The organism is Pedobacter steynii, assembly GCF_900103665.1.
GTDB lineage: Bacteria > Bacteroidota > Bacteroidia > Sphingobacteriales > Sphingobacteriaceae > Pedobacter > Pedobacter steynii.
The window spans coordinates 354741-370244 of the sequence record NZ_FNGY01000006.1 but is presented as its reverse complement, the minus strand read 5'-3'; the positions used below and the strand labels follow the sequence as shown (position 1 = coordinate 370244).

Below are 15504 nucleotides of genomic sequence, written 5' to 3'. Positions count from 1 at the left end.
ATAGACGAAGGGAATATTCCCTCCGTCTGCATTTTGAGCATTGTTTAATAATTATCTTCAGCAAGTTTCTCCAGGTCGGTTTGTTGCTCAGCCATTTTAAACAGGCGAAGTTCTGCCAGGTGTGTATAGCTTAAATTCCCCTGATTGGCCAGAAGCATTAGTCTGAAGAATTTTGAGGTCAGGTTTTTATCAAAATTCTGTTGTTTTTCGGTAGTCATAGGGTCTACCGGCAAATTAGGTTTGGATGTCCATTCTCTTTTCCAGACCAATCCATCGGTACTTGTTTCGATGGCAAACTGATTGGGTCTCGCTGTTACATGTGTACTTTGACGCACAAAATATTTAAAACTACCGATGGTCGTTTCTGTTGGAAAGTTAATCCGGACCCAATGTGGGAGCGGCTGAACATTCCCGGACCAGGCAGAATGCCAGTAGGTACTGATATTTCCATCGATCAGGTCTTGTTTTGGTCCTTCATCACTTTGCTGGGTAAATGTTTCCAGCATTGCAGGAGTAATTCCTGTTACCTGAGTCAATTGATCCGGGAGATAGGTCTTGGTTACCGGTCTGACCAATGGCTTCAAGCTGTTGGTTGTCATCGTTTCACCGGCTTTAGGCCCATTCCCATCCCGGTTAAACACCTGTAATTCAAAAGCATAATCCAGTTTATTCAACAACCCTATTACCAACAGAGAATCGGTATGTTTACTCACCAGCGTTTTGATCATCTGCCCTTTCTTCTGATAACGGACCTCCACATAAAGGAAATTGCTGTCTTTTGGCAATGTCCATTTTAATACCACTCCCCCAACTCTGGCCTCTGCGCGAACACCCGAGATTGAGGTTGGTGATTTTTGGGTTTCTTTGTCCTTGGTACAGGACGTAATGATCATGCATACGAATAGTATGATATATATAGTTTTCATATAGAATCGATGTTAATAGCCTGGGTTTTGAACAAGTGCCTCATTTTTATTGACCTCTGTCTGCGGGATCGGCATCAGGTAATTTGCGGGAACACGGAAGGACCTTGGGAATACCAGTTCGGTGACCCTGAAAAATTCCGGATCTGTGGCTCCCTGAATGTTCATTCCCTTCACTTTTACTCCGAAAGGTTCTGCTGCCATCCACCTTCTGAGGTCCCAGAAACGGTGTCCTTCAAAGTAAAGTTCAATCGTTCGCTCCTGACGGACAACCGACCGCAGTGTACCCTGATCCGAAGCTCCCCCAATCGGAGCCCATGCCGCGTCTACACCCGGAATTCCTGCACGGTCTCTTACTTTATCGATATAAATCTTTGCCAGTGAAAGGTCGCTTCCATATTCAATTAATGCTTCGGCATAATCCAGATAAAGCTCTGCCAAACGGATAAAAGGAAAAGGATATTGCTGATTTACCCCTAATGTAGTTTGTGTAATCAGGGGATGCACTCCTTTTTTATTTAAATATCCGGTGGTAGAATAATCGGTAGATCTGTTCTGAATCCCATTTGCATCATTCTTTCTAAACTTAACCACTGTTTCCTTTGTCGCGCCCCTGATGATTTCATATTTACTGTTGTGATAGGCAATCCAGGCATTAAACCTTGGTTCTCTATCCAGATTCAGGTTCATTGTGACTCCGTTTGGTCCGGTAGAAGTCCCATACCGTCCTGCATAGTTATAGGCAGGATCTTTATCTATTGGCAATCCGTTTTTGGTATAGAACTGCTCTACTATAGCCAGTGAAGGAGCGGCAGCCCCGCCGGCTGCATTAGACACAAAGGGACCTGAAAGATATTGAATGCTATAGATATCTTCCGGAATGGTACTTGCCCAGATCACCTCATTTGTATTTTTATCCACAAAAGTAAACCTCAAATCTTTCTCCACCGGATTGGAAGGCAATGATGAAGCGGTATAAGTGCTGTTTTTGTACAAGGCAAAGCCATTACTTTCCGCAACATCAATCGCTTCTTTAGCAGCATCGGCAGCTCTTTTCCATTTTTCTTTATTAAATGTGGGACTAATCAGTTGCTTTCCATCTTGGTTTTTAAAGTTGGTATAGAAGCTTGCGACAGTACCTCCGCCTCCGTTAAACAATGGAGAAGCGGCATACAAAAGCAATCGTGCTTTGACCCCTTTTGCAATTACAGAAGTTGCCCTTCCTACTTCGGAAGTTGACACCGGCATTACCGGCAAATCTTTAGCAGCCTCATCCAGAATACTAACTACAAAATCCACACATTCATCATAAGAATTGCGGACTGGAAAATCCTTTGCCGGCATATTCACATCAGCAACAGTACGCTGAATGATTACCGGACCATACAATTTCATGAGTAAAGAATGGTAATAACCGATCAGGAATTTCGCCTCTGCTTTATACCTGATTTTTGTAGCATCATCCAATCCTGGTGTCGCATCGACTCCATTAATCAGAATATAGCACTGTCTGATTCCCTTATAAAGATTGTTCCAATAAGAAATTACCGGAGAGGAAGCGCTGTAGTTCCCACGGGGAAACTGAGATGCAGCCTCATGCTCAAAAGGAGTGGCGATTTCATCTGAGGTCATCAAGTCAATTCCTCCCGAAGTATTCCTTGGGCCTGGAATGGCAGCATAGCAGGAATAGAGAAATCCTTCGGCAGCCAATACATCTCTGAAGATGTCTTTCTCTGTCGGACGTTCATCAGGTACTACATCCAGGTATTTCTTACACCCGGCATTCGTTCCCATTACCAGGGCAACGACCATTAATACTATAATATTTTTGAATTTCATCTTCGTATTCTTAATTAAAATCCCATTTGCAAACCTATATTGAAAATCCGCTGACTTGGATAGCGTAAACCATTTCCACCACCCTGCTCCGGATCCCAATACTTAAATTTGGAGAAGGTGAGTACATTATATCCGCTCAGATAAATCCTGGCTGATTTATAAGTGTATCCCAACTCAACATTTCTGAGTTTCAGAAAGGAAGCATCTCTTAGCCAATAAGATGAGTTTTCTGTATTATTTGGCAAGTCAAGTTTAGATAACCTTGGATAAGTTGCATAAGGGTTTGGATCATCTGCTCTCCAACGCTGGTCGGCAACAAACTGCAATACATTTCTTTGTGTTCTTGGCCCAAAAGGATGGAATCCGTTGATAAAAAATGAGGTATTTGCTACTCCCTGAAAGAAGAAAGAAAAATCGAATTTCTTAAGCTTAAATGAAGGTCCGAATCCGTAAATCACCTCCGGAGTTCCGGGATATCCCATCCTCATCATATCCGAACTGTTGATGATGTTCAGGCCGTCTACCCCATTGGTAATGTCCAGGTACTTGATATCCCCCGGCATGATCACTCCGCCAATCTGTTGCAAGGCATGCGCCTTGATGTCGGCATCGTCAATAAAGAGACGATCCGCTAGATAACCAAGCGGAGTACCAATCGGATAACCTACAGCAGAAAGGTTTTTGTATTTGGTAAACGGAGGTTCATCATTATTGATGACCTTATTTCTTGCAAAAGTAAATGTTCCTTTCAGACTCATAAAGAAACCATTTCCAAAATCATGGTTATAATCCAGGGAAAGGTCCATCCCCTGATTGCGGACTTCTCCAATATTACTGTAAACCTTGGTCCCGTCTGTTCCAAAGAAGCCGGGAATCCCTGCTCTTTCCAGGAAGATACCCGACCTGTTTTCTCTATAAAAATCAACCACCAGGTTAACCTTATTCATCAGGTTCAGGTCCATCCCTACATTGATTTTTTTTCCGACTTCCCAGGTAATGTCATTATTGGTAAAACGGGCAAAAGTAGGTCCGGATTTTCCATAATTCATATCCAGACCAGTGGTATACCCCTGTCCAACAAGATTAAGATCAGACATATAAAGGAACCTTGCGCCTGCAATCTGATCGTTTCCGACCTTACCCCACGAAGCACGGAATTTCAGTAAAGGGATCGTTGCAGATAAAGATTTGAAGAAGTCTTCACTGCTCAGTACGTACCCCACTGCAACAGAAGGAAAAAATCCAAAGCGCTTTCCCTTAGCAAAGTTCTCTGAACCATTATATCCGAAGTTAAATTCAGCGAGGTATTTGTTGTCAAATCCATAAGTTGCTCTTCCGGCAATACCCTGCCTTCTCCTTGGTAAGGAACTGATCAGGTCAGTAGGATTATTTACACTATATTCTTCCTGGTTATATAGTAACAAACCGGAAACATTGTGTTTTTCGGCCAGTGTTTTACTGTATTCCAGTGAAGATTGAAAGTAAAGCATCCTGTCGCCACTTGTAGAACCAGTTGTTCCAAGTGCTGCCGACTGAGGGGTGCCGATCATCGCCAGGTCATAGCTATAAGTACCATCGGGATTCTTAACCAGATTTTTTATTTCATAATTATTATATCCACCGCTCCTTACCGTATTGGTATTGCTCCAGTTTTTAAAGGAAGCCAATCCTTTAACCGTCAATCCATCGGTGATAAAATTCAATTTCTGTTCCGCATCAAAGGTTGCAATTACAGTGGTTTGAAAATTATTGGTATATCCTTTCACCATTTCTGCAAATGGGTTTAAATAACCAGCGTTTACGTTTCCTCCGGAACGGCCACCAAAAAAAACGTCCCTCCGTTCAGCAGCATTATTAGGAAACATCAATGGAAAATCAACCGGACTGGCATTCATGATATCCCCAAAAATCCCCTCGGCATCTTTAGCCGGGCCACGAAAATCCCGGAGCTGGGTATTTAGTTTTAAAGACACCCGGGTGTCCTGGCTCAGGTTTGCATTAAGGTTATTCTGAAAAGAATACCTTTTCACGGAAATATTATTTTTGAAAGTATTGACGTTAAAATCCCTGATCAGACCGGAATTATTATTTAGTGTTGCACTTAAAAAGTAGTCGACCTTTTTTCCACCACCCAGAATATTCAGGTTCACCGTCTGGTTATAAGCCGCGTTTTTAAACATCTCATCGTACCAGTCAATTTCAGGATATACATAAGGATCCAGTCTGTCCCTTGTCCCATCAATTTTATCCTGTGTATAAGGAACTTCACTGGAGCCTCTTCCTGCAATAGTTTCATTGAAGAGTTTCATATATTCTGTTCCGGAAACAAATTTCGGAATTTTTGTAGGGGAAGAAACAGAGTTTTCCAACCTCACATTGATTCTCGGTTTATCTAAATCCTTGCCACTTTTAGTGGTCACGATCATCACTCCGTTTGCTCCCCTGCTTCCATAAATGGCAGTTGCAGTCGCATCCTTAAGAATCGAAAAGCTTTCGATTACTTCCGGTGCCAGGGCATTCAGATCTCCTGATGAAACTGCTACACCATCTAAAATGATCAATGGGTTTGTAGCGCCATTAAAAGTGGAAATTCCTCTGATATAAAATGAAGATCCATCCGCTCCAGGTTGTCCTGAACGCTGAACGGCAATTACCCCGGCAAGCTTTCCTGCAAAGGCATTAGAAATATTGCTCGTGGGAATTCTCAGTTCTTCCGGTTTAATGCTCTGTATTGCACCAACGATACTGATCTTCTTTTGCTTTCCGAATCCTACCACAGCCACTTCATCAAGGCTACCTTCGTTTGGGATCATGGTGACATCTATATTATCCAATCCTTTGACTATCAATACCTGCTTTACATAGCCCACATAAGAGAACTCCAGGCTATCCTTCAGTTCTACCTGGATACTATATTTACCCTGGTTGTCGCTAGACTTTACATTGGTACTGCCCTTTACCCGGACGGATACACCGGGAAGTGGCAGATTGGAATTGTCTTTTACCCTTCCCGAGATGGTAAACTGGGCTTTGCTTGTTTTTACAGGAGCTGGTTTCTCCTTTACCACGACTGTATTCGATTCAATAATATACGTAAGTGGTTGGTTATGAAAGCATTTTTCCAATGCTTCTTCCAGTGAAACCTCCTTCACACTCATGGTTACGGGTAAAGCATTTTTCAGGTCCCGCTGGATAAAAAAAACGCTAAATCCACTTTGCTTTCTGATCGTTTTAAGAATCAGTTCAATGGGGGCATTTTCAACGGATACCGTGATTTTCTTTTGGGCATAAGTGGCAGCACTTACCTGTAAAAAACCAGCGATAATTAAAACTACAATCAGTTTCATGGTCAATAAAATTTTATCCTTCAGACAGTAAATATCATACGAGTTGGGATCGTAAATTTTCATACATTTGGTTATTGGATCTAACAGAAAGCCATAGCACGAGCGTGCCAATAGTTTGACTTCTTGATTGTTTGATAAATGGTTAGTTGTTGATTTAGGTTTATGTAATCCACTTATTTATCCGGGAGTGGGCAAACACTTCCGGATTCATGGACTAAAATTGAGTAAAATGCTACCTCATAATTTTAATCCTCCTTCCTTCGATTTTAAATTTCAGTTTATTTGTGGACTGTAGTACTTTCAATGTCTTTTGCAGGGAATTGGATTTCGATACTGATCCTCCGAAATTGATGTCTTTAAAATCACCTTCGTACACCACTTCCACATCATACCAACGGGCAAGCTTTCTCATTGCGGTAAAAATTGGTTCATCATTAAACAGGAAATAGCCATCTTTCCAGGAAATAAACTCTTCGGTATCAACGGTTGCAATCTTAAAGTGCTGAGCAGTCAATACCGCCTGTTCTCCCGGCTTCAAAGTATAAGCTGATGTTTTATTCAGCACACCGACATTCACACTTCCCTGTAAAAGTGTGGTTCTGATGTGTTCTTCTTCGGGATAAGCATTAATGTTAAACTTCGTTCCCAACACTTCTACCTGTTGAGTTTCTGTGATCACTTTGAACGGTTTGGTCTTATCTTTTGTCACTTCAAAATATCCCTCTCCTTTCAGTTCAACTGTTCTTTCCCCTGTATTAAATACTGTAGGATAGCGAAGTGATGAAGAAGAGTTCAGCCAGACCTTTGTTCCATCAGGAAGGATAACCTGGTATTGCCCACCGATGCCTGTTTCTATTTTATTGTAATCAGATTTAATCTTTTTGTCGTCTGTAATCTGATAAACCAATTCACCGCCATCGTTCAAATGAATCTGCATTCCATTTTCTGCGGTTATGATTCTATTCGAACTGTCGTTCAAGGCAACCTGATGCCCATCAGCAAGGGTAAGCACTGCTTTATTTCCTCCTGGCTGGATATCAGCAACCAGCTCCAGGTTTTCCGTAGGTTTTAATACATGGTTAGGATTGAAAAAATAAATCCCTAGTCCTGAAATCATCAGGACAGAAGCTGCGATCGCTATTTTGTAAATCAGGCTAAATGACTTTGTTGCCGGGCGCTCTTCAGTACCCAGATTGATCTTATCCCACAATACAGACACTTCCTCTCCCGTCAACTCCGCTCCGGTATCTGAAGCGTTCTTTTGCAAAAAATTCAGGTAAGCATTATACAGGGAAAGCTCCGCATATGAAGCAGTCCCATCAGATACTTTGCCTGCCAGCATTAAGAATTCACTTTCTTTCATATCAGTTTTGTCGGTTCGTTATGTATAGAAACCTTGAAAAGATGACTCCCCCCAAAAGAAAATTAAAATAATATTACTTTCTGATCCACATCAGCTATTTACTAGCATAAAATGCTCAACAAAGGATTTTTGGTCATTTTCTGACGCAATTTTTTCAAAGCAATGCTGATCTGATTCTCTACTGTTTTTTCAGAAATGTTTAGTTTTTCAGCAATTTCTTTATGACTTAACCCCTCTACCCTGCTGAGTTGAAAAACATACCTGCACTTATCCGGAAGTGTTTCAATAAACCCATAAATGAACGCTCTGAGTTCCTTTACTTCCAGTTCATCATGGTCATAAAACAAGTCGCCCATCCCGACATCTTTAACTTTGGTATAAACAGAATCCCTTAGTTTACCATCACGGATGTAATTGGCAATTTTAAACTTGACACCAACAAACAGATAGCTCTTTATCGAACTGGGCCTGATCTGATTGCGGTTATTCCAAAACCAGATAAAGACTTCCTGTAAAACATCATTAGTGGCATCCCGATCATTCAGGATCCCATTCGCATACCTGAATAAAGCCTGAACATGTCGCTTATACAATTCATTGAAAGCAGAACGGTCACTTAACTGTATTAAGTGAAATAGTGCTGTATCTGAATCGTCCTGATGCTCTAACATAGATGTTACAAAAAAACGAATATATCATATTAAATTAATATAGAGGGCTGGCAGGCAGGTTCCAGGGAATGAAGGCAATAGTAATAAATCCGCCAAATCTCCGATCGGATCATTTCAATTAATTAATCAGAGGAGCAAGATAAAATCCTTAACTTTTGTATGTGTGTTGTAACATATTTCGACATTAACCCCTTATCAACAGAAAAAAAGAATTGCATATTTTTTCCGTCAGGTGTTCTAATATTCCTTGTGTAGAGATTTACCCAATATCTTACTCATATTTTAAGGCATCTACCGAATTGGCCTTTGCCACTTTAAAAGCCTGCAGGCTGATCGTTAATAAAGCGATCAGCAGGGATAAAAATAAAGCCATTAGAAAATCGCCACAAGTAAAGGTCTGACCGCCGGACCGGTAATTTTTATACACTGCATAAATACGGTCTGCAGTCCGACACTGTTTATCCTAACTCCATTCATAATTCACGTATAGCAAAAACATCAGGCAGCAGCTCATCCCAATGGCTAGTCCACCAATATGAATAAGGGCCAGAAATAAAAAAGTTCCATCTACCTATACGACAACAACTTTTGAGTTTCCGGCTGTTCAAAAATGAACCTTGCATGTGCGTTAATGAACGTCAGTTAAGTAAAAATAATGATAGTATTCTTCTAAAGCAGTTCTTTTTGACGATACCTGCCCCCGGAAGCTTGACGGAATCCCTATAATTTGGTAACCTTGAAAACACAACTGAAACCAAACCAATTATAAATGTCTACAAAAGAACTAAGTCCTGACTTATTAAAAACAAAACAACATTTCGAAATTCTTGATGGATTAAGAGGAATAGCAGCGATTTCCATTGTAATTTTTCATTTCATGGAAATGGTTTATCTCCCTGACAAAAACTTCATTGCCCATGGATTTCTGGCCGTAGATTTCTTCTTCTGTTTATCCGGATTTGTAATCGGCTATGCCTATGACGACCGGATCGGCAAAATGGGCCTTGGTCAGTTTTTTAAATCCAGGCTGATCAGACTACAACCATTGGTAATTTTAGGCTCCATATTGGGTTTACTGGCCTTCCTTTTTGATCCATTTGGAGGACATCCGGAAGTATACAGCGCAGGAAAAATTATACTGATATTTCTTGCTTCCGTTTTTATGATTCCCTTTCCCGTGATTGAAGAGCGTTCTTTCAATTTATTCGGAATAAATGCCCCTGCCTGGTCATTATTCTGGGAATATGTGGCCAATATCGTTTATGCTTTGGTACTATGCAGACTTCATCGCCGTTATCTGGTTGTATTAACCGTCATTGCTGCCGGAGTACTGTGTTATGTGAGCCATCGTGCCGGAGGATCGCTTCTGGGCGGATGGGGAGGACCAAATGCCTGGGATGGCGGTGCCCGTATTTTTTATTCCTTTTTAGCTGGATTGCTGATCTTCCGTTTCAATCTGATCATTAAAAATAAACTGGGTTTTATCGGGCTGTCGGTATTGTTATTATTGGCCTTCCTGATGCCCTATAGCAAATGGAACTGGATCACAGAACCACTGGTTGTTCTCGTTTATTTTCCTTTATTACTTTCCCTCGGTGCAGGTGCTGCATTAAGCCAGGGATTTAAAAAGCTATGTGTGTTTTCAGGAAAGATTTCCTATCCCTTGTACATGACCCATTATGCGTTCATCTGGATGTTCTTAAATTATTATACCAGTCATAAACCAGGAACAAGTCAGCTCACCTTAATCATCATTACAGGAACAATTCTATTGACCTGCATTGCTTATTTTGTAATGGTTGCTTTTGACATTCCGGTACGGAAATACCTGACCAGCAAAAGGAAGCAGAATTAAACCGGTATTTTTTTCGGCATTCATTGTAGCGAATCTGATCAGGTGTACGTTTCTTTATCAGAACCAACAACTGATCATGAAAAGAATATTCATTTTAATCATTCCAATATTAGTGTTGTTTTCCTGCAAAAAGGAAAACAACACTCCCCGCATAGAAACCATTTCCAAGGGGAGCAAATGGGGCCTTCAAATTGGAAGCTCCTACTCAGATGTTTATGCTCAGCTTCAGCAACTGGGTAAAGAAAAGAATGTCAATGATGTTGATCTTGTTAAACAGCAATCTTTCTCCAATCCTGACGAGATAAAAAACCGTGTCACTTTTTATAACCTCATCAGTCTGGAAACGAATACCGGCAAGTTAGAGCGGGTGACTATCCAATTTGACGGGGACAAAATAATTTCCATAGATGCTGGTAGCGCCCTACCCAAAGAATCACCAAAATGGCCGCTGGATGTTCCGGACGAAATAGCGATTTATAAAAATGATCCTATAAATGCCCTTTACACCAAATTAAAGGCGATCTATCAGATACCCGCTTATAAAAATTATCAAATCACTCTGCCAGGAAAGCCTCTTGGAAAGCCCTTTGATCCGGCTATGGCAAATTATGAGGAATGGGCTTTTAGCTTCTTCATGGATGTGAAACCTGGAAAAACAGGACGTTCATCTGTCCGGTTATATTTCAAGAATGGCAAACTCAGCAAAATCAAACATGAATATGAAGAGTTTGATGTTTATAATTCTTAATTATGTATCGCCAGCACATAAAAAAAGACAAGAAAAACACTTGTCTTTTTTTATGCGTATAATTTTAGGATAACTTATGCTGTTGAAGATAAGTATATGGAGTTTGACCCATCCGCTTTTTAAATTCAGTGAAGAAAGTAGTTTTGGAAGAAAAGCCAGCCTGACGTCCCAGTCCGTCAATACTATACTGTTGCAGGTTATCATGAATTGAGAACTGATCAAGGATATAATTTATTCTGAGCCGGTTGATAAAACTGTTAAAGTTCTCATTGAAGTGTACATTTAAAAGATAAGACAGCTGATGGGGGTTGATATTCAAGCGGTCGGCGAGTTCCTTAAGTGTGAGTTTTTTCTGTAGATAGTACTTAAACTTTTCCATATTTTCCAGAATATCTTCTTTGGACAATTGCTGGTTCAACGTTTTTCCGGCGTTCATCTTGCTGATCATTTTCACCAGTGTAGCCGTTTTAAGATTCATGAAGGAGGCCGCAACTTCTACCGGTATACGCTCTGCATGCTCCGGAAATGTCCTCAGGAAATAGATGTACTTATCTTCCACACTCCCCATTCGTATAAAAATGGAACGATAATGGGCATCACCATAGTACATCTCCAGAACCTTTCGGAAAATAACGTTCATCTCCGGAAATCGGTCGTACAGACTATGGAAGTAAGATGAACACATGGCCAACAGGTAGGAATCCTCCTCGGCCTTCACATCTTCAACACAGGGCTTCTCCCCATACATCCCTTCGATGGCAGACAAAAACTCTCCGTCAACAGTGATAAAAGTGGTAATTGTTTTTTCCTTACTCGTAATCTGTCCGCTAATAATTCCCTTTAATACAAAGTAAACATGGGTACTCAGCTCTCCTTTCCTCATCAGGTACTCATCCTTTTTAAAAAAAACCTCCGAAGAATTCTCCACAAATTCCTGACTTAATTCAGCACTTAACGGATGAAAAGAAGAAAGCTGTTGAAGAACCAGCTGGACAGGATGAGGATTAGACATATTGAGTAAAGATAAGTTTATTTCCAAATTATTGATAATGCTAATTGATAATTAAGGATAAAACGCAGCGCCTTTTTTTCCGCCTATTGATTCGGGATTATAATCCCGTACCGCATGGCCCTTATAAAATTACTTTTTTCATAAAAATGTAAATAGATTTGATCAGGATCATCCAAAAAAGACAATTCAGGACTCAAAACAATATTTTTTTCTCCCCCCTCTCAGGAGACTCATCCATAAGGTACCCGCTCAGGCGGGTATCGTTGGTACAGCATCAGCAACCCGGAAAAACAATCTCATAACAAAAAGCTAATACCTGGTTAATAAACAACCTGACTGACTCGCTGAAATTACCACCAAAACTAAGGCTGCAATATTTCTTGTTATTAAAAAAAAGCGCTAAAAACCTCACTTAAAACCGTTTTAGCCAATTCCAGCAGCATCTTTAACGCGGTAAAATTTCATAACCCTAAAGAACGGACTGTATCGCAGAAAAATATAACCATAATGCCAGTTTCATATTCGTTTTACAACCTGAATCTAGATTTGCAGGTAAAAACCAAGCACAAATATGAAAAGAAAATTACTACTATTTAGCCTGCTGTCCCTGTTTCTTACCCAGGTAGCAATGGCGCAAAATATCATTAAGGGAGTCGTCAAAGACATCAAAGGTCTTGGCATTCCGGGAGTGACAGTAAAAGTGTTAAACACAGCCAAAGCTACGATTACCGACTTCGACGGCAAATACAGCATTTCGGCTTCTACAGATGCCAGCCTATCCTTTAGCGCTCTGGGATATACTTCACAAACGATAGCGGTTAGCGGAAGGACTCAGGCGGACATCGTTTTACAAGAAGATTCAAAGACCCTTGGTGAAGTTGTAGTTACTGCAATCGGTATCAAACAACAAAAGAAAAAGCTGGGATATGCGACACAAGAAGTGAAAATGGATGTCTTGTCGGAATCAAAAACAATGAATATCGGGAATGCTTTATCCGGACAGGTAGCAGGACTAACAGTAAGCAATCCTACGGGTATGTTTCAGCCACCTTCTTTCTCTTTAAGAGGTAAAAACCCCTTAATTGTGATTGATGGTATTCCTGTAGAAACAGACTTCTTTGATGTTTCAGGAGACAACATTGCCAATATCAACGTATTAAAAGGAACATCAGCCTCTGCTTTATATGGCTCAAGAGGTAAAAACGGTGCGATCCTGATCACCACAAAAAACGCTGAAAAAGACGGACTGGAAATCAATATCAATACCAACAATATGGTGACCGCCGGTTTTACCGTTTTTCCAAAAACCCAAACTGAATACGGAAATGGTTCCAATGGAAAGTATGAATTCTGGGATGGTGAAGATGGGGGTATTTCGGATGGCGACATGATCTGGGGACCAAAATTTCAACCAGGCGTTAAAATTGCACAATGGAACAGCCCAATCAGAAACAAACAAACCGGAGAGACCATCGCATGGTGGGGAAATGTTAAAGGCACCATTTATGATGATAAATCCAAGTACGAAAGAGTACCTACGGACTGGGTAAGACATGATAACCTGAAGGATTTTCTCAGACCCGGAATCGTGACCAACAATGATTTTTCTGTTGCTTACAAGACCGCTAAGGCCCGTTTCTATGTATCGGGAAAATATGGTTTCCAAAGAGGTCAGGTACCCAATACCTCATTGACTACAGGCGGTGCAAACTTTAACTCTTCCTTTAACCTGACGAACAATCTTCAGCTGGATGCCTCCTTATCCTATAATAAAGTAAGTTCGCCCAACTATCCACGCTACGGCTACGGTCCTAAAAACCACATGTATACCATCCTCATCTGGATGGGTGATGATGTAAACGGAAAAGACCTGAGAGATCACCTTTATGTTCCGGGTATGGAGGGTTACAGACAAGCCAATTACAATTATGCCTGGTACAACAACCCCTACTTTGCTTCCGAAGAGTTGACACAAGCTCAGAACAGAAACGTAGTCAATGCACAGGCAAAATTAAGGTGGCAGGTCATGCCCGGATTAAGCTTGCAGGCAAGAGCTTCCGGAAGAGAAAACAAATCTTTTGAAAGCATGAAAAGCCCTAAATCTTATATGAACTATGGCGATTCCAGAAATGGTGACTATAAGATGTGGAACAATTCTCAAATGAATGTCGACCTGGATTTCCTGGCCTCTTATAATAAAGAAATATCGAAAGACCTGAGCTTCACTTTAAACGCAGGAGCATCTACGCTAAACAGAGATGTTCAGCAGGAATATGCATCCAGTGACGGTTTAATTGTACCTTACGTATACAGCTTAAACAATACACAAGGACCGGTACAGGCCTCGAATAAACTAGAACAGAAATCCATCCGCAGCGTATACGCCTCGGCAACCTTCGACTTATTCAATGCCGTATATCTTAACGTATCAGGAAGAAATGACTGGTCTTCCGCGTTAATCAAAGAAAACAGGTCTTACTTCTACCCATCCGCATCATTGAGCACTATGGTTTCTGATTATCTCCATCTGCCAAAAGCTGTGGATTACCTGAAAGTTTATACCTCATGGGCAAAAGTATCTAATGACCTTAGTCCATACAGCGTGAGTTCAGCTTATGATAAAGACATCACCTACGGTTCAACACCATCGGTGGGCTATCCGAAAGGATTGATTAATCCCAACATTAAACCTGAACAATCCACCTCTTATGAGGTTGGACTTTCCACTTCAGTAGTAAAAAGAGTGGGTTTGGAATTCACCTATTACAATGTGATCGACGAAAATCAGATCATTGATTTAAATACTTCAGAGGCTTCCGGTTTCCCCACACGTAAGGTAAACGGCAACAAATACCGCACCCAGGGACTGGAGATTGTGGGTAATTTCAGTGCGATAAAAAACAAGAACTTTAGCTGGAACATCGGGGCGAACTGGAGTACCTCAGCAAAGAAACTTGTAGAAATCTACAACAACCAGAGTAAATTCGGAGACCTGAAACTAAATGACAGGGCAGATAGCTTTTATGGAACGGTATGGCAAAAAAGTGCAACTGGAGAAGTTATCCTCGATGCGAATACAGGCCTGCCTACAAAAGACAATTTCAATGTAAATCTTGGTCATAAAGACCCGACATGGCGTCTGGGTCTTCAAAACAAATTCATGATTAATGGTTTTGACATCAATATCGATATTGATGGTGCATGGGGTGGCGTGATGCGTTCGGTAACGATCGAAAAAATGTGGTGGGGTGGTAAACATCCAAACTCTGTCGAGTATAGGGATGCAGAATATGCCGCCGGAAAATCTATATATATACCCAACGGTGTAGTCGTTACCGGCGGTGAACTTAAAAGAGATGTAAACGGAAATGTATTGTCCGATACCCGGACTTATAAACAAAATACAACCGCTGTGAACTGGCAAACCTGGAGCCAGATCTACCCTTATCAGGCAAGGGTAACCGAAGGAGAAAACAAGAAATTTGCCAATGTTTTTGACCGTTCCTTCTTTAAACTAAGAAGGATATCCGTTGGATATGACCTTGCAAAAATTGTTAAAGTAGGCAGTTTAAAATCAATACACCTCTCTGCATATAGCTACAACCCGTTGATGTGGAAGAAAATGCCATTGTTAGATCCAGATTACGGTGATGACGACAACCTGCAGGATCCTTCAGCAAGATTTATCGGCTTCTCTATAGGCATCAAACTTTAAGAACAAACCTGATCACCATTAAAAAAACAAC

The 15504-nt window shown here is 40.9% G+C and carries 9 protein-coding genes; 3 read left to right on the top strand and 6 right to left on the bottom strand.

Annotation, left to right across the window (positions count from 1 at the left end; genetic code table 11):
- Positions 1 to 44: 44 nt before the first annotated feature.
- The 5 genes from BLQ87_RS18445 to BLQ87_RS18425 form a co-directional block, all read right to left on the bottom strand.
- Positions 45 to 926: a discoidin domain-containing protein gene (locus BLQ87_RS18445; protein WP_083361933.1), complete on the bottom strand. Its 882-nt coding sequence runs from the start codon at positions 924 to 926 to the stop codon at positions 45 to 47.
- Between the two features lie 12 nt (positions 927 to 938).
- Entirely contained in the window at positions 939 to 2762 is a 1824-nt protein-coding gene (locus BLQ87_RS18440) for a RagB/SusD family nutrient uptake outer membrane protein (RefSeq protein ID WP_074609663.1), read from the bottom strand.
- A gap of 14 nt (positions 2763 to 2776) precedes the next feature.
- The gene (locus BLQ87_RS18435) at positions 2777 to 6109 is read right to left on the bottom strand and encodes a TonB-dependent receptor (protein WP_074610007.1); all 3333 of its coding nucleotides are present in this window, start codon (positions 6107 to 6109) and stop codon (positions 2777 to 2779) included.
- Positions 6110 to 6341: 232 nt separating this feature from the next.
- Complete coding sequence (locus tag BLQ87_RS18430) at positions 6342 to 7472, bottom strand: FecR family protein (RefSeq protein ID WP_083361932.1); 1131 nt, start codon at positions 7470 to 7472, stop codon at positions 6342 to 6344.
- A 101-nt stretch (positions 7473 to 7573) separates the two neighbouring features.
- A complete protein-coding gene (locus BLQ87_RS18425) occupies positions 7574 to 8143 on the bottom strand; it encodes an RNA polymerase sigma-70 factor (protein WP_074609661.1) in 570 nt (189 codons plus the stop codon).
- Between the two features lie 769 nt (positions 8144 to 8912).
- On the opposite strand from BLQ87_RS18425, the gene BLQ87_RS18420 reads away from it, so the two are divergent.
- Complete coding sequence (locus BLQ87_RS18420) at positions 8913 to 9998, top strand: acyltransferase family protein (RefSeq protein ID WP_074609659.1); 1086 nt, start codon at positions 8913 to 8915, stop codon at positions 9996 to 9998.
- 76 nt (positions 9999 to 10074) lie between these two features.
- Complete coding sequence (locus BLQ87_RS18415; RefSeq protein WP_074609657.1) at positions 10075 to 10746, top strand: hypothetical protein; 672 nt, start codon at positions 10075 to 10077, stop codon at positions 10744 to 10746.
- Between the two features lie 64 nt (positions 10747 to 10810).
- Here the strand turns inward: BLQ87_RS18415 and BLQ87_RS18410 are convergent, their stop codons facing one another.
- On the bottom strand, positions 10811 to 11758 hold the full coding sequence (locus BLQ87_RS18410) for a helix-turn-helix domain-containing protein (RefSeq protein WP_074609655.1): 948 nt from the start codon (positions 11756 to 11758) through the stop codon (positions 10811 to 10813).
- Between the two features lie 571 nt (positions 11759 to 12329).
- Between BLQ87_RS18410 and BLQ87_RS18405 the strand changes: the two genes are divergently transcribed.
- The gene (locus tag BLQ87_RS18405; RefSeq protein ID WP_074609653.1) at positions 12330 to 15473 is read left to right on the top strand and encodes a SusC/RagA family TonB-linked outer membrane protein; all 3144 of its coding nucleotides are present in this window, start codon (positions 12330 to 12332) and stop codon (positions 15471 to 15473) included.
- The last annotated feature ends 31 nt before the right edge of the window (positions 15474 to 15504 follow it).

What these genes read in the sequence shown, in the direction of transcription:
- BLQ87_RS18445 (WP_083361933.1), bottom strand. Translation starts at nt 926, where the DNA reads ATGAAAACTATATATATCATACTATTCGTATGCATGATCATTACGTCC.
- BLQ87_RS18440 (WP_074609663.1), bottom strand. Translation starts at nt 2,762, where the DNA reads ATGAAATTCAAAAATATTATAGTATTAATGGTCGTTGCCCTGGTAATG.
- BLQ87_RS18435 (WP_074610007.1), bottom strand. Translation starts at nt 6,109, where the DNA reads ATGAAACTGATTGTAGTTTTAATTATCGCTGGTTTTTTACAGGTAAGT.
- BLQ87_RS18430 (WP_083361932.1), bottom strand. Translation starts at nt 7,472, where the DNA reads ATGAAAGAAAGTGAATTCTTAATGCTGGCAGGCAAAGTATCTGATGGG.
- BLQ87_RS18425 (WP_074609661.1), bottom strand. Translation starts at nt 8,143, where the DNA reads ATGTTAGAGCATCAGGACGATTCAGATACAGCACTATTTCACTTAATA.
- BLQ87_RS18420 (WP_074609659.1), top strand. Translation starts at nt 8,913, where the DNA reads ATGTCTACAAAAGAACTAAGTCCTGACTTATTAAAAACAAAACAACAT.
- BLQ87_RS18415 (WP_074609657.1), top strand. Translation starts at nt 10,075, where the DNA reads ATGAAAAGAATATTCATTTTAATCATTCCAATATTAGTGTTGTTTTCC.
- BLQ87_RS18410 (WP_074609655.1), bottom strand. Translation starts at nt 11,758, where the DNA reads ATGTCTAATCCTCATCCTGTCCAGCTGGTTCTTCAACAGCTTTCTTCT.
- BLQ87_RS18405 (WP_074609653.1), top strand. Translation starts at nt 12,330, where the DNA reads ATGAAAAGAAAATTACTACTATTTAGCCTGCTGTCCCTGTTTCTTACC.